The organism is Pseudomonas sp. GW823-FHT06E10 (assembly GCF_058794995.1).
Genome location: NZ_JBXAHJ010000010.1, coordinates 146,402 through 165,967 on the forward strand (window position 1 = coordinate 146,402; position 19,566 = coordinate 165,967).

The 19,566-nt window shown below is 54.3% G+C and carries 24 protein-coding genes; 9 read left to right on the forward strand and 15 right to left on the reverse strand.

All coding sequences use genetic code 11. The features are described 5' to 3' along the window. Positions 1-126: 126 nt before the first annotated feature. The 9 genes from AC1Q6Y_RS17775 to AC1Q6Y_RS17815 form a co-directional block, all read right to left on the reverse strand. A complete protein-coding gene (locus tag AC1Q6Y_RS17775) occupies positions 127-666 on the reverse strand; it encodes a recombinase family protein (RefSeq protein ID WP_492624895.1) in 540 nt (179 codons plus the stop codon). Between the two features lie 133 nt (positions 667-799). Further along, positions 800-1,015 carry a hypothetical protein gene (locus AC1Q6Y_RS17780; protein WP_492624896.1) on the reverse strand — a complete coding sequence of 72 codons (216 nt, stop codon included), beginning with the start codon at positions 1,013-1,015 and terminating at the stop codon, positions 800-802. Between the two features lie 956 nt (positions 1,016-1,971). Next, entirely contained in the window at positions 1,972-2,757 is a 786-nt protein-coding gene (locus AC1Q6Y_RS17785) for a hypothetical protein (RefSeq protein WP_492624897.1), read from the reverse strand. A 299-nt stretch (positions 2,758-3,056) separates the two neighbouring features. Then, a complete protein-coding gene (locus AC1Q6Y_RS17790; protein WP_492624898.1) occupies positions 3,057-3,530 on the reverse strand; it encodes a hypothetical protein in 474 nt (157 codons plus the stop codon). Between the two features lie 43 nt (positions 3,531-3,573). Next, a complete protein-coding gene (locus AC1Q6Y_RS17795; protein WP_492624899.1) occupies positions 3,574-3,801 on the reverse strand; it encodes a hypothetical protein in 228 nt (75 codons plus the stop codon). Between the two features lie 157 nt (positions 3,802-3,958). After that, positions 3,959-4,201 (reverse strand): hypothetical protein, encoded by a 243-nt coding sequence (locus AC1Q6Y_RS17800; RefSeq protein ID WP_492624900.1) that lies wholly within the window; start codon positions 4,199-4,201, stop codon positions 3,959-3,961. 422 nt (positions 4,202-4,623) lie between these two features. Then, a complete protein-coding gene (locus tag AC1Q6Y_RS17805) occupies positions 4,624-5,580 on the reverse strand; it encodes a tyrosine-type recombinase/integrase (protein WP_492624901.1) in 957 nt (318 codons plus the stop codon). Positions 5,581-6,489: 909 nt separating this feature from the next. Continuing rightward, a complete protein-coding gene (locus AC1Q6Y_RS17810) occupies positions 6,490-6,672 on the reverse strand; it encodes a hypothetical protein (protein WP_492624937.1) in 183 nt (60 codons plus the stop codon). Beyond that, positions 6,662-6,958, reverse strand: a complete 297-nt coding sequence (locus AC1Q6Y_RS17815) for a winged helix-turn-helix domain-containing protein (protein WP_371318475.1) — start codon at positions 6,956-6,958, stop codon at positions 6,662-6,664. Before AC1Q6Y_RS17815 ends, AC1Q6Y_RS17810 begins: the two co-directional genes overlap by 11 nt. Positions 6,959-7,617: 659 nt before the next feature. On the opposite strand from AC1Q6Y_RS17815, the gene AC1Q6Y_RS17820 reads away from it, so the two are divergent. Continuing rightward, positions 7,618-8,274: a trypsin-like peptidase domain-containing protein gene (locus AC1Q6Y_RS17820; protein WP_057715556.1), complete on the forward strand. Its 657-nt coding sequence runs from the start codon at positions 7,618-7,620 to the stop codon at positions 8,272-8,274. Between the two features lie 249 nt (positions 8,275-8,523). Here AC1Q6Y_RS17820 and AC1Q6Y_RS17825 read toward each other — a convergent pair whose 3' ends face one another. Then, positions 8,524-8,730: a hypothetical protein gene (locus AC1Q6Y_RS17825; protein ID WP_057715555.1), complete on the reverse strand. Its 207-nt coding sequence runs from the start codon at positions 8,728-8,730 to the stop codon at positions 8,524-8,526. A 251-nt stretch (positions 8,731-8,981) separates the two neighbouring features. On the opposite strand from AC1Q6Y_RS17825, the gene AC1Q6Y_RS17830 reads away from it, so the two are divergent. Next, complete coding sequence (locus tag AC1Q6Y_RS17830; protein WP_057715554.1) at positions 8,982-9,176, forward strand: hypothetical protein; 195 nt, start codon at positions 8,982-8,984, stop codon at positions 9,174-9,176. A gap of 75 nt (positions 9,177-9,251) precedes the next feature. Here the strand turns inward: AC1Q6Y_RS17830 and AC1Q6Y_RS17835 are convergent, their stop codons facing one another. After that, entirely contained in the window at positions 9,252-10,004 is a 753-nt protein-coding gene (locus tag AC1Q6Y_RS17835) for a carbonic anhydrase (RefSeq protein WP_057715553.1), read from the reverse strand. Between the two features lie 203 nt (positions 10,005-10,207). Here AC1Q6Y_RS17835 and AC1Q6Y_RS17840 point away from each other — a divergent pair, with 203 nt between their 5' ends. Then, positions 10,208-10,663, forward strand: a complete 456-nt coding sequence (locus tag AC1Q6Y_RS17840) for a DUF2214 family protein (RefSeq protein ID WP_057715552.1) — start codon at positions 10,208-10,210, stop codon at positions 10,661-10,663. Between the two features lie 185 nt (positions 10,664-10,848). On the opposite strand, the gene csrA is transcribed toward AC1Q6Y_RS17840, so the two are convergent. Continuing rightward, positions 10,849-11,040, reverse strand: coding sequence for a carbon storage regulator CsrA (csrA, locus tag AC1Q6Y_RS17845; RefSeq protein ID WP_007975691.1), 192 nt, complete (start codon positions 11,038-11,040; stop codon positions 10,849-10,851). Between the two features lie 250 nt (positions 11,041-11,290). Here csrA and AC1Q6Y_RS17850 point away from each other — a divergent pair, with 250 nt between their 5' ends. After that, positions 11,291-11,656, forward strand: coding sequence for a hypothetical protein (locus AC1Q6Y_RS17850; RefSeq protein WP_057715551.1), 366 nt, complete (start codon positions 11,291-11,293; stop codon positions 11,654-11,656). Positions 11,657-11,739: 83 nt separating this feature from the next. Here the strand turns inward: AC1Q6Y_RS17850 and AC1Q6Y_RS17855 are convergent, their stop codons facing one another. The 3 genes from AC1Q6Y_RS17855 to AC1Q6Y_RS17865 all read right to left on the reverse strand — a co-directional run bounded on the left by AC1Q6Y_RS17855 (position 11,740) and on the right by AC1Q6Y_RS17865 (position 13,973). Then, a complete protein-coding gene (locus AC1Q6Y_RS17855; protein WP_057715550.1) occupies positions 11,740-12,429 on the reverse strand; it encodes an endonuclease in 690 nt (229 codons plus the stop codon). A 4-nt stretch (positions 12,430-12,433) separates the two neighbouring features. Beyond that, positions 12,434-12,703, reverse strand: coding sequence for a DUF1654 domain-containing protein (locus tag AC1Q6Y_RS17860; protein ID WP_046041595.1), 270 nt, complete (start codon positions 12,701-12,703; stop codon positions 12,434-12,436). 181 nt (positions 12,704-12,884) lie between these two features. Further along, a complete protein-coding gene (locus AC1Q6Y_RS17865; protein WP_057715549.1) occupies positions 12,885-13,973 on the reverse strand; it encodes an asparaginase in 1,089 nt (362 codons plus the stop codon). Positions 13,974-14,325: 352 nt separating this feature from the next. On the opposite strand from AC1Q6Y_RS17865, the gene AC1Q6Y_RS17870 reads away from it, so the two are divergent. The 5 genes from AC1Q6Y_RS17870 to AC1Q6Y_RS17890 all read left to right on the forward strand — a co-directional run bounded on the left by AC1Q6Y_RS17870 (position 14,326) and on the right by AC1Q6Y_RS17890 (position 19,541). Continuing rightward, positions 14,326-14,787: a hypothetical protein gene (locus AC1Q6Y_RS17870; protein ID WP_429521202.1), complete on the forward strand. Its 462-nt coding sequence runs from the start codon at positions 14,326-14,328 to the stop codon at positions 14,785-14,787. A 191-nt stretch (positions 14,788-14,978) separates the two neighbouring features. Beyond that, positions 14,979-15,935, forward strand: a complete 957-nt coding sequence (locus tag AC1Q6Y_RS17875; protein WP_057715547.1) for a sugar ABC transporter substrate-binding protein — start codon at positions 14,979-14,981, stop codon at positions 15,933-15,935. A gap of 55 nt (positions 15,936-15,990) precedes the next feature. Next, positions 15,991-17,544: a sugar ABC transporter ATP-binding protein gene (locus AC1Q6Y_RS17880; RefSeq protein WP_492624902.1), complete on the forward strand. Its 1,554-nt coding sequence runs from the start codon at positions 15,991-15,993 to the stop codon at positions 17,542-17,544. After that, positions 17,541-18,518, forward strand: a complete 978-nt coding sequence (locus AC1Q6Y_RS17885; RefSeq protein ID WP_057715545.1) for an ABC transporter permease — start codon at positions 17,541-17,543, stop codon at positions 18,516-18,518. The genes AC1Q6Y_RS17880 and AC1Q6Y_RS17885 overlap by 4 nt, the downstream gene beginning before the upstream one ends. A gap of 3 nt (positions 18,519-18,521) precedes the next feature. Then, positions 18,522-19,541 carry a LacI family DNA-binding transcriptional regulator gene (locus AC1Q6Y_RS17890; protein ID WP_492624903.1) on the forward strand — a complete coding sequence of 340 codons (1,020 nt, stop codon included), beginning with the start codon at positions 18,522-18,524 and terminating at the stop codon, positions 19,539-19,541. Positions 19,542-19,566: the final 25 nt, after the last annotated feature.

Consider the following 19,566-nt stretch of genomic DNA (forward strand, 5'->3'; position numbering starts at 1 on the left):
AGCTTGATGTGAGTGCACGGCACGCACTTGGCGTTTATCGTTGCTCTGATGGCGTTACAGGAAAAGTCAGACCAAGACGTTCAACAATGCGCTTTACGGTCATTGGTGCAAACCTATTACCAAGTGCTATTCCTTCATGGCACGTTGAACAGACGACAGTGATACACCAAGGGACTCAGCAGCGACTCTGTAGCTCTTACCACTAGCAATGGAAGCACGGATATCATCATTGGATACCGCCTTGGTGCGTCCCTTGTAAACCCCTTTGGCCTTTGCCTTAGCGATGCCTTCACGTTGACGCTCTTTGATCATGGAGCGTTCAAACTCAGCTACAGCACCCATCACCTGTAACATTAGGTTCTGACTGGCATTCGTTTCACCAGTGAACTCAAGAGACTCCTTGTGAAACTTGACTGACACACCTTTAGCGTTGATCTGTTCTACCAGCTTCAGCAGGTCTTGAAGGCTGCGAGCAAGACGGTCAATCGAATGCACATGGACAACATCACCTTCACGCACAAACTCAATCATCTGTTGTAACTGGGGACGTTCTGTTGTGGCACCACTCACTTTGTCTGTGAATGTCTTGGTGAAGGTCAGGCCGTCAAGTTGACGGTCGGTGTTCTGGTCAGCGGATGAAACTCGGATGTACGCAACGTCAACCATTTGGTGTGCCTCTGTAGTCATAGGGTCTAGAGGTTTACACTTTGCCTGTGTATCAGACTGAAAGCAACCCTATGAATACACCTTTCTGTATTCACCAGACCAGTGGTCATAGGGTGTACCCAATTGAACACGATCAACATTGACGTAACTGGTTGATAGCGGTAGTGATGGCAGATGCATTTCTGTCGATGGTTTCCAATGCGGCAATCGCATTGTCGTGCACACCGGGCGAACCTGCTGACTTAACCCACAAAGAAACTTCTTCGATTGCTGCGGCAAGCGCGTGCTGGTTGTGCAGCAACAGTGTTAATACGTCGGCGGTAGCGATTGCGGCGTGGTTGTCTGACATGAGTGGTCATCCTTGATGAGTGAACAAAGATCGTAGCTCAGACGTTACTGAATGACGTATATCGGCACCTGTCGCAAGATCGACATTCAGGTCATGGTTAACGCCAACACCCTGTGAGGAAATCTGTACGGCGTTTGTGATGGGTGGTTACCCAGCGTCTGCTGCATTTGGATTATTCTTCTTAAATTCAACCGGATTGCATTCAGTCGAAACGAAATTGCAGATAAAGCTGCGACTGTGTTTAAACCAATGGAGTACTGAGCCCATATAAAATCAGTGTTTGCGACCATGTTGGTCTTTCATCTGGAACTGAATGTGGATAGCGGCAACCTGATACCATTCCTGATAACTGTCGAGTGTTGTAAATACTACAGCCAATAAAAACCCTCGACACTGGTTAGGTATCAAGGGTTTGATGAAGTTGTTGGATTCACCGTCAACGGTGGGAAGTGAATACCTGTATTTGATTAACTTCGTTACTCCTTTTCCGAATGTTCACCAACTGTATTCTGTGTAAACATACACAGAGGATTGCTGACATCTGATTGCGTCAATCAGTAATGACTTCTGGAGCTTGTAACTCTCACATACAGAACATGTCCGCAAGTGAGCCGATAGGCGAATGCTCTTCAAGAGGTGGGATAACGAAGTCCACCCGCCTTTGATGTTCTTCTGTGAATACAGAATAGTTATTTCCTGTCGTAACGACAGAAGAGTTATTCTTCAAGATCATGATTTTTTATTTGAGGGGATCTTGTCCCCTCTCTTCTTTCCTGTCTTTCTAACACCTTGCCTGTGGTTACTACCACAGAATATTCTATTCAAAGCTTACGCTTTAACAGTCGTTCGCTTCGCTCTTATCCCGCCGTAATAAATTCTGCTCCTCAACCCCTCAACGTGCCCGATGTCCGGTCCCTTAGACATGGTGGGAATTCCCGGACATTCGGGATTGGGCATCAGATGAGCCGGTGTTCCACTTCCTTTAGCCAGCCTTGCGACTCAACGAAGTCTAGGAACGGGTTTGTGCATCTAGGTTCTGGGTAGTAGTCCAGTTTCTCACTAGTCGCGTCAACACTGCTCATGGATGCATCTGGTGTACCTTCAAGCAAGTCAGTCAGGACAAGCGAGCGTTCCAACAATACGGCCAGCGGTTCCATTCCATAACCTTTGACTGCCAACTTCAGCAGGTAGTGTTTCGCGGCGTAGTGTTGCTTGGCTTGAGCAAGGGCGGCCTCTTCACTGTCTTCTGTCCAGCGTGTGGCGTGGAGTTCCATGTACTCAAGAACGTAGCTTTCAATCCTGTGCATCAGGTCTTTGGCAGCAGCTTCTAGATACTCACGTCCAGCAGTCGGTGCTGCCTCGTCAACCCAATCAGGTGTGAACAGGACATTGCAATCCTCCTGTGCTGCCCGGATGCGTACCTTCTCCCGCACATACTTGATGTCGTTCTGGCTGTAGCTGCTAACGTACTTGCCAGTGCTGGTATCCCACTTGCTGCCATACTCATCGCGCATGATGTCGCGTAGCTCATAGTCACGAATGCCGTGCTGCCTCTTAGCTAGCTGGAACACTCGCTCCACTGCCTTGGCGAGCGGGGTGTTGATTGGTGACACCTTGGCGATGCCCTTGATCAAATCTTTGACTTTGCGTTCTTTCAGTCCGGTCGCTGTCATGATGTTGGCGATGGACATACCTTCTTTGCGAAGGGCGATAGCTTGTTGTTCTTTGTGCGCATTGCTCATGGATCGTTCTCCTTTTTCATGTTCAAGTCATAGGCATTCCTCTCGGTAGCTGCCAGATGGTTTTGTGTGTAGTTGTTTGAAGCGGGGCGGATGCTAGTGCTTTCCATTCGGATGCGTCAAATAGTTCCTTAGACCAAAAAGAGTTTAGAGAAGTTGTCAACTGCTAAAAAGTGGTAAAAGCTGATTGCTGTAAAAGCTCCGAGCAGCGTTGTTACACTGTCGGAGCCAGAGAACGGTATTACTTTTCATTGTAGGTTGCTCAAAACGCATTGTAGGAGCTTGTAGAGGGTGTTGCTGATTTACTCAGGCAATACCACTTGCTCACTGAACACGCCGTTGACCTCCTTCTCTACTTCAGCAAGTAGCTTTGCTCTTTTATCTGCAATCTTTTTCTGCTCTGCCAATTCTGCTTTATCCAACAATTGTTGGGTGAGTAGTTCACGGTACTCTGTGAGCTCTGCTTGTAACTCAGCAATGTATTCTTGCTTTACACGCTCGTTGATAATTGCCAAGTCTTCAGCTTGCAAATGCTCTGGTTTAATCATGTAAACACTGTGCTTGAGTGCTTCAATGTTGACTGGAAGTTTTTCATCCAGTACATAACCTTCTTTGCTCTTCTGGATTACATTCAGAAAAAGATGATGGAGGATGGGAGCCATCACTAACTCTTTGCATTGCAGGGTGTTTTTATACATGTTGTGAAAACCCTGCTGACGTTGTTCCAATTCCGCAGGGTCGAACTTACGGGGTGTTCCTTTGATAGATATAGTCATTGCATTAATTCCTTGAGTTGTTTGGTGGTTTTTGTGGTAATCATCACTGACCATGATTTGCGGTGATGCCTTTATGTTTGGCAATCAAAGCTATCATCTTGGTTATGATCGTTGTTCTGTATTTCTCTTCATCAAATTGTTTTGCAGAAGGTACTGAAAGTGTAGATGTAACAGGTGCAGCATCTACATTTGATTGCTGCTTTGCTTGTTCTTTACGTCGTTCAAATGCTCGTGTAATTCCACGGCTGAAGTAATCCAGGCTAGTACTCATTTGCTTTCAACCTTGTTATTCAGTTTCTGACCAGAACGTCTTAGGTTGTTTGCAATCGTCGAAAGCATTACTTGGATCGCGTGTTGCTTATTTGTGTAACCTGTACGATCCATAATGAACTCAAGTTGAGAAACCGCTTCATCGTTCAATGGTACTCTCATTGTTTGCACTCCGAAGTTGCTCGACCATGAATGTAGTCACTGATCGAAACGCCAATTGCTTCGGCATTGCCTTTGATGAAGGCATAGCTGGTGATGCTGAACATTAATTTCACTGGAATCATTGCCGATTGTTTTGCTTGCCATACCCGCCAGCGGCAAGTATTTGAACAAGTCAATGCGTGACTCCTTTTGTTGACTAGCCTTGTTCCACAACTGGAACATTGTTTTGTTTCGGACATAATGAATCCTCCATTGGATTGGTGGTGATAAAGGCTTGGCGTTTGTTAAACAGTTTGTTTTCTGGATATTAAAAAGCCACAACCGGTAAAGATTGTGGCTTTAGAATTTAGCGAAGAAAAACTAACACGTTACTGACGTTTAGAAGGAAGGGCTAAGATCAGTAGAGAGAACGCAGAACAATTGTGGGTAACTGGTTTTGGTGGCGTTAGTTTCTTCCCTTTATGTGTATGATTATACGGAAATGATTCTCATTTGTCAATACGTAACATCGAATTGTCAATCAGTTTCTTCAACTATTTTCAAAGTAAAAATTGAGGTGTTGGATTGCTTCGACCATTGCTTTGATTGGAATACGGCTAAACCATTTGCTTGGGGCGAGGCAGCCAACTCCTAATTCATCATGGCTGCCTATCCGGTTTGATCAGTCGATTAGGTGCAACACATCCCTCACGTTTAGATGGGAGTATCGCGCAACGGATCGTGTATCTCGGTGCCCAGATACGATCATGATCTGAGCGTTGTTGAATCCCTTTTTCGCGACGTTCGTGATTCTGGTGTGCCTGAGTTGGTGCAGTCGGACGCTACTGTCTAAGCCTGCCCTCACGCGTGCCAAGCGCACAGCCTGAGTTACGGCGTGCGGTGTAACCGTGAACACTTGGCCGTTTGGGTGGCGTGCCACAGTGGCCAACAGTTGGGCAAGTTGGAGTATTTCAACAGCACGGTGGGTGAGGGGGACTGACCGTGTCCCGTTCTTCCCGTCGATCACGTCGGCAATGCGATCCTTGAGGTGCAGGCAGTCTTTTGTCAGCTTCAGGATTTCAGATCGCCGCATGGCAGTCTCGTAGGCCAGTTCGACTATCAGTCTCATGGTTGGAGACAGTTTCGCCAGCAGTCGCTCAAGTTCGCTTGCACGGATTACCTTGTCGGAAGATTTGTCAGGTTTCGGCAGCGCGATATCACTAACCGGGTTGTGGATGTCGATCAGCAGGCCGCGTTTAGCGAATCTGTAGAACCGCGACATGAAAGCAAGCTGCGTTCTGCAAGTGGACGGCTTCACAGTCTTCAACCGCATAATCTTGAAGTCGTTGATCATCTGTGGCGTGATTTCGTGAATGGGCTGCGTGAAGTGCCTGCCCAGATGCTCCACGATTTTCAGTGCATGGTCGTAGCTGCCTTTGCCCTTGAGCATGGATTCGCAGTACGTCATACCCAGCGTATAAATAGTGTGATGCTTGCGATCCATCGTCACGGCTTCGATCTGGTTCGCCCATGACTCTGCTTCAGCTTTGGTGTTGAAGGTTTTTGACTGGGGAGATTTACCTTTTACGCGTACCTGAGCGTTCCAGTTGCCGGATGGAAGGGAACGGAAAGTGGCCATTTTTGACGCCTCATGATGTGAATGGGCGTTCTGTGAAATCCAAGAGCAGCAGGGCTTGCAGCTTGCGCAAGCAGACATTGACATGGTGGGGGTCGTTGGTTCGAGTCCAATCGCGCCTACCAAACAAAATCCGCTCTGCTGGGCGGTCTAGAAGGGCTCACCGAAAGGTGGGCCCTTTTTTGTTGTCTGCGATTTGCAAACTCCCCGCTCAAAACGCCAACTTGGCGCCCACCTCCATGTACTCGATCTACTTTTCGTCGTGCCCCTCCTGATAGTGCTTCGTCATCTTCTCGTCTGCATGCCCCATCAGCGCTTGGAAGGACTCCTGTGGGAATTTCTACCGCTCGTACAGCCATGTCCTCAAGGCTCGGATCTCATGAAAAGTGGGGCGCTCTCCGGCCGGTACGTGGTCGTAAGTGTGCGCGGCGCCTGCAGACATTCACTGACAACCTCACGTAGCGCGGCCCTCATAGCGATTCATCGCCCTCCGTCCACCGGCAGACTCAATGTTATTTTTTTTCAGGGTTGTGTTCGGGACACTTGGCGCTGCGCTGGGTAAAGTCATTACCGCTTGCCCGGCCTGGTGTGTTTCAGATGGATTACTGAATGGCCAGCAACTGGTCAGGGTGGGCACCAATTCGAGATAAGGTGCAGGCGACAAAAACCAAGTAGTTCAGCGTGGCGGATCTGCCACTGCTTTCGCACCTTGCAGGCGTTCAGCGCACGCCCCTTGTCGGGGCAGCCTCTGCCGGAGAAGTCAAAGCCCTGGCAAGGCGATCCGAACGGCAAGGCCTCTTTACTTGGGCCAATGCCTCAAGCAGATGATCCTTTGCCTCGTCGGCGGTGCATTCGCGCCCCCCCCCCCCAAAAAAAAAACCGAACATGACTTTGAGCTGCCGCTTGCTGAAGTCACGTAGCCACAATGGCCGCTTCCGGTTTAGCGATCCGCAGGTACTCACGCCAGAGCCGTTCGAAGGGGATAATCATGCCCCGCGCGCACTGGGTAGTGCAGTAGGGCAGATCGGCCAGCACCCTGTCGATGCAGTTGTCCGGCATGCTCTTCATCACCTTGACGCATGTGCTAAACGCCATTCAAGTGATGATTGATGCACATGATCAAGCAGTAACCGCGGCTTCTTACTGAATGGAGGGAGTTGTTGCCTTTAGTGAGCTTCTTGAATTTCGCTTGCAGTCTACTGAGGCATATGGGCAATCCTTTGTAATTATAAGGGTCCTTATTTAACTTCATAAGGATTTCCTCGTTGCCAATAACACGCTCCTCACCGCTTGTTAGTAAATCAAGCACTACACATTCAATGCGAGTTAATTTGATAATCGTCAGATTGTTAGAAGACAGGTGTTGGGGTTTGTTAAACACCGTAACGTCGGCCTATTGATGCGATCAGATACACACTTAGAGCCGCGCTGGTCGATCCAGGCAGCAACTTCATCGAGGGCAATAAAGTCTTCGTCGGAAGGATTGAGCGGGGCGGCGGTAAGACATTCTGACATCGCGTTTCCTCCATGAAAAAAATCGTAGCCAAGAGGTGCGCACACTGTAGGTAGCAGGCGAAAAACTCCCGTATGGGCGGGCTTAACGGGTGAGAAAAAAAGGGTGGGTGCTGATCCGTCAGCATATATTGAGTTTCGTTAGTGAGTTACGGCGCCGCTGTAGTGCAGGACAACTGGATTGCCTTCAGGCTTCTTGTTGCTTTTGTGGGTGAAGGGCATGGCGAATGATTCAGGTAGGTGCTACTTCCCATGACCGTTGGCGTAATTAACGAGGGAGTCCATAGAAACTCTTGGTTTTTATTCTCGTCTTTAACGTTTTTCAGGCGCCAAATATTTGAACTTTTGAAGTTGTTCGAAAAGCGATTGGTCTTAGCGCGATTTATTCATACGCCCCATTACAATCTCAGCCATAAGTAAGAAAGCGTCAAACTGGAACAAGCGGCGAGGAGTACTGCAACCCAATAAAAGACAAAATATTGACAACAAAAAACAGTCACATTCTCCCTATTAAGTCGGTGATATATCATGATCAAGATCATGGCCTGCTTTTTAATAGGAGCTGTAACTGCAGGATGCAACGGCATCGTAAAACCCGACTTTTCGGGATCTGCGAATGATTCATATTTTTTAGTCTACTCGGGCTTTCCCGCACCGTATCTATACATGGCCTCGGCCGTGCAATGGAACGAGGACTACGCCGTAACCACTCGCCACACTCCGTTCATCCCCAACGTGAAGTACAGCTGCAGCACAGGTTGTGATCTCGTCTTCATCCTGCACAAGGCCAACGGCCGCTACCCGTCATGGCGCGCACCGCGTGTGGGCGAGAGCATAACTGCCGTTGGGGCGAGTCCTTACTTCATGACCACTACCGGGAAGGGCAAGGTGTATGAAACGCCTTTCGTCAATGCCGCTGAACACAGCGGTGATCTCTATGCCATCCACGATGCCCCGCTGATCAAGGGCATGTCGGGCGGGCCGGTCCTTGCAAGTGACGGCCATATTGTCGGCATCAATATTGGTTTCTATTCAACCACCCTGAACGATGTGAGCAATCACTCCGGCGTAAAGGGGGCTGAGAGGCTCAGCATCTTTATTCCTTACTCGATCATTCAGCGCGAGTGGGGGATATTGCAGGCAAAACTTGACGACCCGCACGGTGCGAAGTATGTCGCGAAATAACTTTTAGCTTTCAACCAATTGGCCATCGCGCGTACCCGGCAAAGTCCGCTCTGGCGGGCGGCCTGGAAGGGCTCACCGAAAGGTGGGCCCTTTTTGTTGTCCCGGATTTCTTCAGGTGTTCACAACGTATCGGGCTCGTTCACGCTGGGCAATGTGAACGTTGATGCGGGCGCGACGATTGCTGAGCGGATACCGGGCCACCAGTGATTGCCAGGTAATCGTTCAGGTCGTCGCCAGCCTCAATAGGCGTCAGAGGGCAAAGGTCGCTGCAAGGCCGTGGTGGCCTTCCTGTGCTCCTGCGATCAGATGCATTGGGATGTTCTGTTGTACTTCAATGGACGGTACTTCGAAGCTCCCTACGATCTGGAGGTGGCGCTCGCTCAGTTCGGTCGACTTTCCTGCTTTTTCCTTGGCCATTCTCGCGTGGTTCATTGCGATTTCGTTGAGCGTTGACACGTTACGTCTCCCGGTGACTGACCAAGCGTATCGCTGGCGTCCTTAAGCATTGATTGAATGGCTGCGGCGTCAGAATCCTGTCATTCCGGCGCTGCTACGGGCGATCTTAGCAAGCCTCAAGCCACGGATACGGGCGAATTCCTCGTTGTGTTCCGGCAGGCGACGAATGGCGGGTACCTGTGAATGATGGTCCGGATTTTTTGTTATTCAGGCGTAAACTAGCAAGGCGACCTTATCAAAAGGAGCCGCCTATGAACGCCGATCAAATGAGCAAACAGGCACCTGTGGACACGACTGTCTGGGATCGATATTTCTGCGCTGCATTGATTGCCGAAAGCAATCTGACTGCCCCGATTGTGGGCGAGGCTACTCACGAGGACAGGCAGAACCTGTTGATCGAGAGGGCCAGAGTCCTCGCGGATAAAATGATGCAAAACCGAAGATAACCAGAGCCCAGCCGTCGCGCTGGGCTCTTTGCATGCGGGGTCATGCACCGATGCTGGGGGCGTGCGCATTGCGGGTCAAACGATCAACTCCACCTTGCCGCTCGCCAGGCGATAGATACCGCCCACGATCTTGAGCGCGCCTTTGCTCTGCGCATCAGTCAGCAATGGCGAGGCCTGTTTCAGGTTGTTGACCGAATTTTTGACGTTTTGCGCGGTGGCGTTTTCCATCAGGTTCCCGGGCTGCTTGAGTACTGCCTCGACTGCCGACTTGAGTGCGTCAGTCAGTTTCGGGATATGACCGGGGAAAATCGTCTGATCCTTGACCGCCTTGATACCGGCCTCGATGGCACCGCAGCTCTCATGCCCGAGTACGAGAATCAGCGGGGCGCCCAGTACGGCAACCCCGTATTCAAGACTGGCCAAGCCTTCCGGCGTAACGAAGTTGCCCGCGACGCGGATGGAGAAAAGATCGCCGCGCGCGGTGTCGAACGCATATTCCGGGGCGATCCTCGAGTCAGAGCAACTCAGCACGGCCACGAACGGATTTTGGCCGGACACCAAGGCCTCTCGCTCTGCCTTGAAATCGTGCGTCGTGGAAGTGCCGCCTACATATCGTGCATTGCCCTCCATCAGTCTTTTCAGCGCCATGTCGGGACTGATTACGTTTTGAGGTTTGGGTGGGGCTGACGCTTTTTCGGCTGCCTGGATGATCTTGCCGGGCAGTGTGCCGGTCAGCAGCAGGGCGCCTGCGCTCAATCCGGCAAATTGAAGAAAACGACGACGGCCTGTTGTGTTTGAAGCAGAGCTTGAATCACATGATTTACACATGATTTTGTTTACTCAGTTCAATGGGGTGAGAGTGAGTTGCTGTTGGGGCGGGTACTGCCATGGACGCTCAATACCGGCGCAGTGGAGTCTAGTAGGTCTGTCATATTGTGTTTCGGGCATTGTCTGCGGATGGCGTGCACGCAGCCATTTCATGGGCTACTACTGACAGGCTCATACAACTTCGACCTGGCAGGAGTTTCTCGATGCTGACTCAATGGTTTCTGGCGGCGGTTCATCTTCTGGCATTTGCCTTGGGATTCTGGGCGGTATTGGTTCGAGGCACGGCTTTTCGGCGTTTGGCCGATGGCGCCACAGAGGTGCGCAGTGTTTTGATGGCGGACAATATCTGGGGTATTTCAGCTGTCGTTTTATTGATCAGTGGCGGGATGCGAGCCTTTGGCGGGTACGAGAAGGGCGCGGACTATTACCTGCATCAGCCGCTGTTTCATCTGAAGATGACGCTGTTCGTCCTGATCTTGTTGCTGGAGATTGCGCCGATGGTGACGCTGATCAAATGGCGGATAGCGCTTGCCCGTAAAGTGGCGATCGATACCGGCCGTGCGAAGCTGTTTGCACGGATCAGTCATATCGAGGCGCTGCTGGTGTTGCTGATGGTGGTGGCAGCGACTGGCATGGCGCGAGGCGTGATGCTTGGTTGACTGCGCAGTGAACGCATCCTTCCCTGGGGTAAACCAGAAAAGTCTGACAGCAAAAGGAAGGAGCTTGCCGCTAGTATCGGCCCCAGGGGTTTGGGTGGGGGCGAAAGCGCAGGGCGATGGGGTGCTGAATCTTTAGCCAGCCGTAATTCCGGACTGAACGGGCTGGCTACTGACTGCAACAGGATTCAGGATTGCGGCTTTTCCGGGGCGGTCAGGCCGGCCTGAATGCGCTGGTAAATTTCTTCACGATGCACTGCAACGTCCTTCGGAGCGTTGATGCCGATCCTGACTTGCTGGCCGCTTACGCCCAGGATGGTGATCGTAATGTCATCACCAATGTTTATGCTTTCACCGACTTTGCGGGTGAGTATCAGCATGGTCTTCTCCTTGATTGCTTTGTGGGGCACCTGATTCGGACAGTGCAGAGGTCGGTGGTATGTATAGATTAGTGCGAAGTCTCGTGGTTTGGGTGCCTCTTTCTGACGCGCAGATGTGGCATTAATTCCCAAGGCGTAACTATACAGAGGCCGCAATCATCAATCTCGTTGTTTTGAGCCCATTTTACGGCACTCGTGAAGTATTCATGGGTGTTAAAATCGCCGCTTTATGCATTTGGAGGGAAGCGTCGTGCGCAAAATGGTTTTGATCATCGCGATATTGGCACTGGCGGGATGTGGCGAGGGCAGCCGTGTGGATGCGCCGAAGCCCAAGCCGGCCATGGCTGCTGTACCCGCGCCAGTGTCCGGTCCGCAATGGGATCTTGAAGTGCGAGGTGAAACCCCTCAGGCGGTCAGTGATCTGAGTGGCTGGCTGATCGAGCACAGTTTCATGTCCAGTGTCGTCAAGGAGAATGGCAATACCCGAATCCTGGTCGGGCCATTCAATTCGAAAGCCGAAGCCGAAGCCAAACAGGATGAAGTTCGCGCGGCGCTCACTCGCGCGAAGAAACAGAACATCGAATTGCTGGTGCTTGAGCGTCCAGCCGCTCAATAACGTAGCGCAGACGTTGAAGAAACAAAAAAGGCCCCGGGCGTTTAGCACCGGGGCCTTTTTTGTTTCAGTGTCCCGTCCTGGATTCAGCCGCAGGCCTTCATGTCTACCGGGCCGACGAACTCGTTTCCGCGCCCCATGACGCACCCCACGCTCTGATTGCGTTGGCGTTCCCAGGCCTGTACCGGATAGGTCTTGTCCCAGGCTTCGTACAGTTGTCGATCCTGTTTCGACAGGCGCAAGCCATACTGCTTGCTCATGTAGAAGTAGGTCCGGGCGATCATGCCGCGAATGGAAGGGCGGGGCATGACTTTCTTGGCCTTGAAGTCGACCTGGGTCAGGCAGGAACCATATTGCCCCGACTGCTCGGGCAGCCAGCCAAAGCTGAAGTTGCTGCGATCGCCATTGACCTCGCCAATGCTGGGCACCAGGTTGTGCAAGTCAGCCTCGGCCTTCTGGTAAACCGGGTCGTAGCGGGTGCAGTTCTTGCGACCGCCCTCTTGCCAGCACTGGCGTTGATGGCCGATTTGCCAGGCCGGAACAATATGCTCCCACTCGATGCGGGATGCGCGCTTGGCATTTTTACGTGGCACATAACCGCAGGCTTCAAGGTTCACCCGGTTGCCGGTGTACTTGCAGCCACAGTAAAACTCGGTGGACTGGGGCGCGTAGAGCTTCCAGGCGACCTTTTTCGCTTCGGTAAAAGTGCGCGGCGCGTCGGCCTGCGCCCCCATGACAAAAAACAGAAACAGCAAAGCAAACCAGCGGACACTCATCGACTCAATCTTCCTTCGGCACAACCCAGAAAATCTGCACACCGCCATCGTCGCGATAGGCGAGGGTGACGTTGTCGTTTTCGTCTATTTCTTCCAGTAAGCGTTCCCATTCATCCACCGGCTCGTCGGGAAGGCGGAAGATCAACGCTGCCCTGGCTTTTTGTGCGGTAGGGGAGTTGATGATTTTCTGAACGCGCAGGCCCATGCGTACATAGGTGTCGGGAGAGGCTGAGGTGGTGTCCACGGAATTATCCTTATTAAGCTGTACGTGCATACAGTATTTAACTGTAGGCCATTTCGCAACTGCTTAAAAACCAAGAAAATCCTCTGACAGCGATTTGTTCCGTTTGGCGTAAGGCGAAGGGAGTTTTTTTGTAAGATCCGCGGCAGCCACTCGCCAAGGCTGGCAAGTGGCGCACGGGGTGCCCGACCGGATCCGGTCGGGCGAGGGCGAATCAGTATTCCCAGAACATCCGTTGCAGCTCTTTGCTGTCATTGGTTTTGGTCAACGCGACCATCGCCAGGACCCGGGCTTTTTGTGGATTCAGGTCGTTGGCCACGACCCAGTCGTATTTATCGTCAGGCTGTTCGGCGTTGCGCAGTACAAAACCGCCGGCGTTGACATGGGAGGAACGAATGATCTGCACGCCATCCTTGCGCAGGGCTTGCAGGGCGGGCACCACTCGCGACGATACCGAGCCATTGCCGGTGCCGGCGTGGATGATGGCTTTGGCGCCGGACTGAGCCAGGGCCTTGTAGGCGGTGTCGCTGACGTTGCCATAGGAATAGGCGATCTCGACGTCAGGCAGGCTCTTGATGGTCTTGATGTCGAATTCGGAATCCATGGTGTGACGCTTGGCCGGCAGGCGGTACCAGTAGGATTTGCCTTCTACCACCATGCCCAGCGGACCCCAGGCACTTTTAAACGCTTCGGTCTTGATATTGATCATTTTGCTGACGTCGCGACCCGACTGGATTTCATCGTTCATGGTCACCAGTACACCTTTGCCTCGCGCGTCTTTGCTGCTGGCCACGGCCACCGCGTTATACAGGTTCAGCATGCCATCGGCGGACATCGCGGTGCCTGGGCGCATGGAGCCCACGACGATGATCGGCTTCTCGGTTTTTTCCACCAGGTTGAGGAAGTACGCCGTTTCTTCCAGGGTGTCGGTGCCGTGGGTGATCACGATGCCATCGACGTCTTTGCTGTCGGCCAGTTCGGCTACGCGGCGACCCAGTTGCAGCAGGTTTTCGTTGGTGATGCTTTCGGAGGCGATTTGCATGACCTGTTCGCCGCGAACGTTAGCCAATTGGCTCAGCTCAGGAACGCCGGCGATCAACTGTTCAATGCCGACTTTCGCCGCTTGATAGGTTGCGCTGTTGGCGGCGCTGGCGCCAGCGCCGGCAATGGTGCCGCCGGTGGCCAGGATCACCACGTTGGCCAGTTTTTGTTGGGTTTCGGCTTCTTTGGCCTGAAGGGCAGTGGGTAGAAGCAACAGCAGGGCCAAGGCGCCCGGAACGAAGGTCTTGAGTGCAGATGTCATTATTTTTCTCTTCTAGTTGTGAGACGGTGCGGATGCAGGTTCATCTAGATACGCCCCGGGCGAATCTGAACGCCGGGGGGTGTGAGGGGAAGAGCAGGATCTGTACCAGTAATACGCTGAATCGAAAAACACACCTAAGTTAATGATTTGTAACGGTATTTCTGTTTGTGTCCAGAGCGGTTTCGAGGCTGGGCGTCCGGAATGCCGAACATGTTTAACATTCGCGTTCGGCTCTCCGAAACGGATCGCGGTCTTGTTTAGGATTTAAACGGGTCAAATCATCCGTCATGACTAAAGAAACGCCCGAGCCGGTCGATGCTCCTTCAAGGGATCTTTTTCTTCAGGAGTTCACATGTCCTTATCTGTTGGCATTCCCAATGCCGCCGGCATCACCATCGCTGGCAAATCGGCCACCACCCTTCGTGCCTTGAGCGACGCAGCCGCTGATTCGGCTGCTCGAGCGCCGGGTGCAAAGGAAAGCGATGGCAACCAGGTCAAGACGGGCCCGGTAGGTCTGGGGGAGGGTGCCGGCGTAAAGGCCGAATCGGAAGCCAGCGATAACGCCAGCGTTGCGGTGAAGGTCTTGCTCAAGCGTCTGAAGGAATTGCAGCAGCAATTGCGCGAGCAACAGCAGCAACTGGCACAAGCCCAGGCAGCGTCCTATCCAACCCCGGAAGCCAAGACCACAGCAGTAGCAGCCATACAGGGGCAAGTTGCCGACACCAACGGCGCCATCCTGCAAGTGAGTGCGAGCCTGATCAAGGAAATGGCCAAGGGTTCTGGCACGGGATCGGTGGTCAATACCACGGCATAGCTGAATGCCGTTTTTCGCCAAACATAGCTGAAAGCGCTTTTCAGGTCGTTGACAAATACCGGCAGGGTTCGCATAGTTTGGTTCACGCAAACGTTTGCGCGGCTCCAATGATGGCTTTTCATCGCGGCGGGCCGTGAAGCTTACGCCAGCGCAAGCGTTGCTCACAATAATCATAAGATCGGAGTGAACCCATGAAGCTGCCATTCGCTGGACGTCTTCTCGCTGTCGCTATGTTGGCTGCTGCATCCGCTGCATTGCCTGTCTCTTCGGCTTTTGCTGAAACCACTGAAAAACCGAAAGTCGCTCTGGTCATGAAATCCCTGGCCAACGAGTTCTTCCTGACAATGGAGGACGGCGCCAAGGCCTACCAGAAAGATCACTCCGGCGAATTCGACCTCATCTCCAACGGCATCAAGGATGAAACCGACACCGCAGGCCAGACGCGTATCGTCGAGCAGATGATCCTGGCCAAGGTCAATGCACTGGTGATTGCGCCGGCAGACTCCAAGGCCATGGTCCCGGTGATCAAGAAAGCCATCGATGCCGGTATCACCGTGATCAACATCGACAACCAGCTGGACCCCGCCGTCGTCAAAAGCAAAAACATCAATGTTCCGTTCGTAGGCCCGGACAATCGCAAGGGTGCACGGCTGGTGGGGGACTACCTGGCCAAACAGCTGAAGGCCGGTGACGAAGTCGGCATCATCGAAGGTGTGTCCACCACCACCAATGCCCAGCAGCGGACCGCAGGTTTCAAGGATGCGATGGAGGCGGCGCAGATCAAGGTCGTGTCCCTGCAATCCGGAGACTGGGAGATCGACAAGGGCAACAAGGTAGCCGCGTCGATTCTCAGCGAATACCCGCAAACCAAGGCCCTGTTGGCCGGCAACGACAGCATGGCGGTCGGTGCGGTGTCTGCGGTGCGCGCCGCGGGCAAGGCCGGCAAGGTGCAGGTGGTGGGCTACGACAACATCAATGCCATCCAGCCTATGCTCAAGGATGGTCGCGTGCTGGCCACTGCGGACCAGTTCGCGGCTAAACAGGCGGTGTTCGGCATCGAGACTGCATTGAAGATTCTCAAGGGCGAGAAGGTCGACGGCGGCGCCAATGGCGTGATCGAAACGCCGGTAGAACTGGTCACCAAGTAGCCTTCTGGCGACGTAACGGCGCTCGTCCAGCCGGACGGGCGCATGGAGAGTTTCTATGTCAGTTTGCGCTCCGAACGCTGTCCTTTCGGTCAGTGGTATCGGCAAGACTTACGCCCAACCGGTCCTGGCCGGCATCGACCTGACGCTCATGCGCGGGGAAGTGCTGGCGCTGACCGGCGAGAACGGTGCGGGCAAAAGCACGCTTTCGAAGATTATTGGCGGGTTGGTCACGCCGACCACCGGCCAGATGCAGTATCAGGGGCAGGACTACCGTCCGGGTAGCCGGGCTCAGGCTGAAGCGCTGGGTATCCGCATGGTCATGCAGGAACTCAATCTGCTGCCGACCCTGTCGGTGGCGGAAAACCTGTTTCTCGACAACTTGCCCAGCAAAGGCGGCTGGATCAGTCGCAAGCAGTTGCGCAAGGCCGCCATCGAGGCCATGGCTCATGTCGGGCTAGACGCCATCGACCCGGACACCCTGGTCGGCGAGTTGGGCATCGGCCACCAGCAAATGGTGGAGATCGCCCGCAACCTGATTGGCGATTGTCATGTGCTGATTCTCGACGAGCCGACCGCGATGCTCACTGCCCGCGAAGTCGAAATGCTGTTCGAGCAGATCACCCGCCTGCAGGCTCGCGGCGTATCGATCATCTACATCTCCCATCGCCTCGAAGAGTTGGCGCGAGTCGCGCAACGCATTGCCGTGCTGCGCGACGGCAACCTGGTCTGTGTCGAGCCGATGGCCAACTACAACAGCGAGCAACTGGTCACGCTGATGGTCGGCCGCGAGCTCGGCGAACATATCGATATGGGGGCGCGCAAGATCGGCGCTCCGGTGTTGACGGTCAAGGGCCTGAGCCGGTCCGACAAGGTTCGCGACGTGTCGTTCGAAGTCCGTGCCGGAGAGATTTTCGGGATTTCCGGTTTGATCGGCGCGGGGCGCACTGAATTGCTGCGTCTGATCTTCGGTGCGGATATCGCCGACAGCGGCACGATTGCCCTGGGGGCGCCGGCGCAGGTCATCAATGTGCGTTCGCCAGTGGATGCGGTCGGGCATGGCATCGCGTTGATCACTGAAGATCGCAAGGGCGAAGGCCTTTTGTTGACGCAGTCGATCGGCGCCAATATCGCCTTGGGCAACATGCCCGGCATCTCCGGCGCGGGCTTTGTCGACAACGATAAGGAGCGCGCCCTGGCCCAGCGTCAGATTGACGCCATGCGCATCCGCAGTTCCGGTCCGGCACAACTGGTGTCCGAGTTGTCCGGCGGCAATCAGCAGAAAGTCGTCATCGGCCGTTGGCTGGAGCGCGATTGCTCGGTGTTGCTGTTCGACGAGCCGACCCGCGGCATCGACGTCGGCGCCAAGTTCGATATCTACAACCTGCTCGGTGAATTGACCCGCCAGGGCAAGGCGCTGGTGGTGGTCTCCAGCGACTTGCGCGAGCTGATGCTGATCTGCGACCGGATCGGCGTGCTGTCGGCAGGAAGCCTGATCGATACCTTCGATCGCGACAGCTGGACCCAGGATGAGTTGCTCGCCGCTGCTTTCGCCGGCTACCAAAAACGTGATGCGCAGCTCGTTGAAGCCGCGCCTAGGGATCTTCCATGAATACCGCTTCTTATGCCGGCAAACGCAGTGGCAACTTCTACGGCCTGGGCACCTATCTGGGGCTGGCGGGTGCCTTGTTGGCGATGATCGTGCTGTTCTCGGTGCTGAGCAGTCACTTCCTGTCGTACGATACTTTCAGCACCCTGGCCAACCAGATTCCGGACCTGATGGTGCTGGCGGTCGGCATGACCTTTGTGTTGATCATCGGTGGCATCGACCTGTCGGTAGGCTCGGTGCTGGCGCTGGCGGCCTCGACCGTGAGCGTGGCGATTCTTGGGTGGGGCTGGGGCGTGCTGCCGGCGGCGCTGCTGGGCATGGCCGTCGCGGCGCTTGCCGGTACCATCACCGGCTCGATCACTGTGGCGTGGCGGATACCATCATTCATCGTGTCCCTGGGCGTGCTGGAAATGGCTCGCGGTGTGGCGTACCAGATGACCGGTTCGCGTACGGCCTACATCGGCGACGCGTTCGCCTGGTTGTCCAATCCGATTGCCTTCGGCATTTCGCCGTCGTTCATCATTGCGTTGCTGATCATTTTCGTCGCTCAGGCCGTGTTGACCCGGACGGTGTTCGGTCGCTACCTGATCGGTATCGGCACCAACGAAGAGGCCGTGCGGCTGGCGGGGATCAACCCGAAGCCTTACAAGGTCCTGGTCTTCAGCCTGATGGGGTTGCTGGCCGGCGTTGCCGCGTTGTTCCAGATTTCTCGCCTGGAAGCCGCCGACCCGAATGCTGGCTCCGGTCTTGAATTGCAGGTGATCGCGGCCGTCGTGATCGGCGGGACCAGCCTGATGGGCGGGCGCGGCTCGGTGATCAGCACGTTTTTTGGCGTCCTGATTATTTCCGTGCTGGCCGCGGGGCTGGCGCAGATCGGGGCAACCGAACCGACCAAGCGCATCATTACCGGTGCGGTGATCGTGGTGGCGGTGGTGCTGGATACTTATCGCAGTCAACGCGCAAGCCGGCGGACCTGAGTCATGGCGACTATCAAAGATGTGGCAGCCCTTGCCGGCATTTCCTACACCACGGTTTCCCATGTGGTGAACAAGACCCGGCCGGTCAGTGAAGAGGTGCGGATCAAGGTCGAGGCGGCGATCCAGACCCTCGACTACGTTCCCAGCGCCGTGGCCCGCTCACTCAAGGCCAAGACCACGGCCACCATCGGCCTGTTGGTTCCGAACAGCCTCAACCCGTATTTCGCCGAACTGGCCCGGGGTATCGAGGATTACTGCGAGCGAAACGGTTACTGCGTCATCCTGTGCAACTCCGACGACAATCCGGACAAGCAGCGCAGCTACCTGCGTGTGCTGCTGGAAAAACGCATCGACGGCCTGATTGTCGCCTCGGCTGGCGGCGACAGTGGCCTGGCACAAGGCCTGAAAGGCGTCCGCACGCCCATGGTGATCGTCGACCGCGGACTGGACGGTGTCGATGCGGACCTGGTGCGCATCGACCATGAATACGGCGCGTATCTGGCGACCCGGCACCTGTTGGAGTTGGGGCACCGGGATATCGCCACGATCAGCGGGCCGCAAAGCACCAGTGTGGCGCAGATGCGTCTGGCGGGTTATCGCAGGGCCTTGAAGGAGGCGGGCATCGAAGTCTCTCCCAGGCGCATGCTGGAAAGCGATTTCACCAGCACCGGCGGTTACAGCGCCGCCGCGATTCTGCTGGAAAGCAATCCGCCTACCGCCGTTTTTGCGGCCAACGACATGATCGGCATCGGTGTGCTGAGGGCCGCCGCCGAGCGCAATATTCGCGTACCGAGCGAGTTGTCGGTGATCGGCTTCGACGATATCCAGATGAGTCGGTATGTCTACCCGTCGCTGACCACGGTCGGGCAATCGATCCTGCAGCTCGGCGAAATGGCTGCCGAAGTGCTTTTGCGCCGAATCGCCACGCCGGGTCTGGCGACCGATCAGCGGATCGTGACGCCGAGTATCGTCATGCGTGAATCGACGGCGCCGCTGGCCAGCGTGTTTGCCCAATTCCGTTGAAACAAAAAGCCGTTGAAAACAGAAA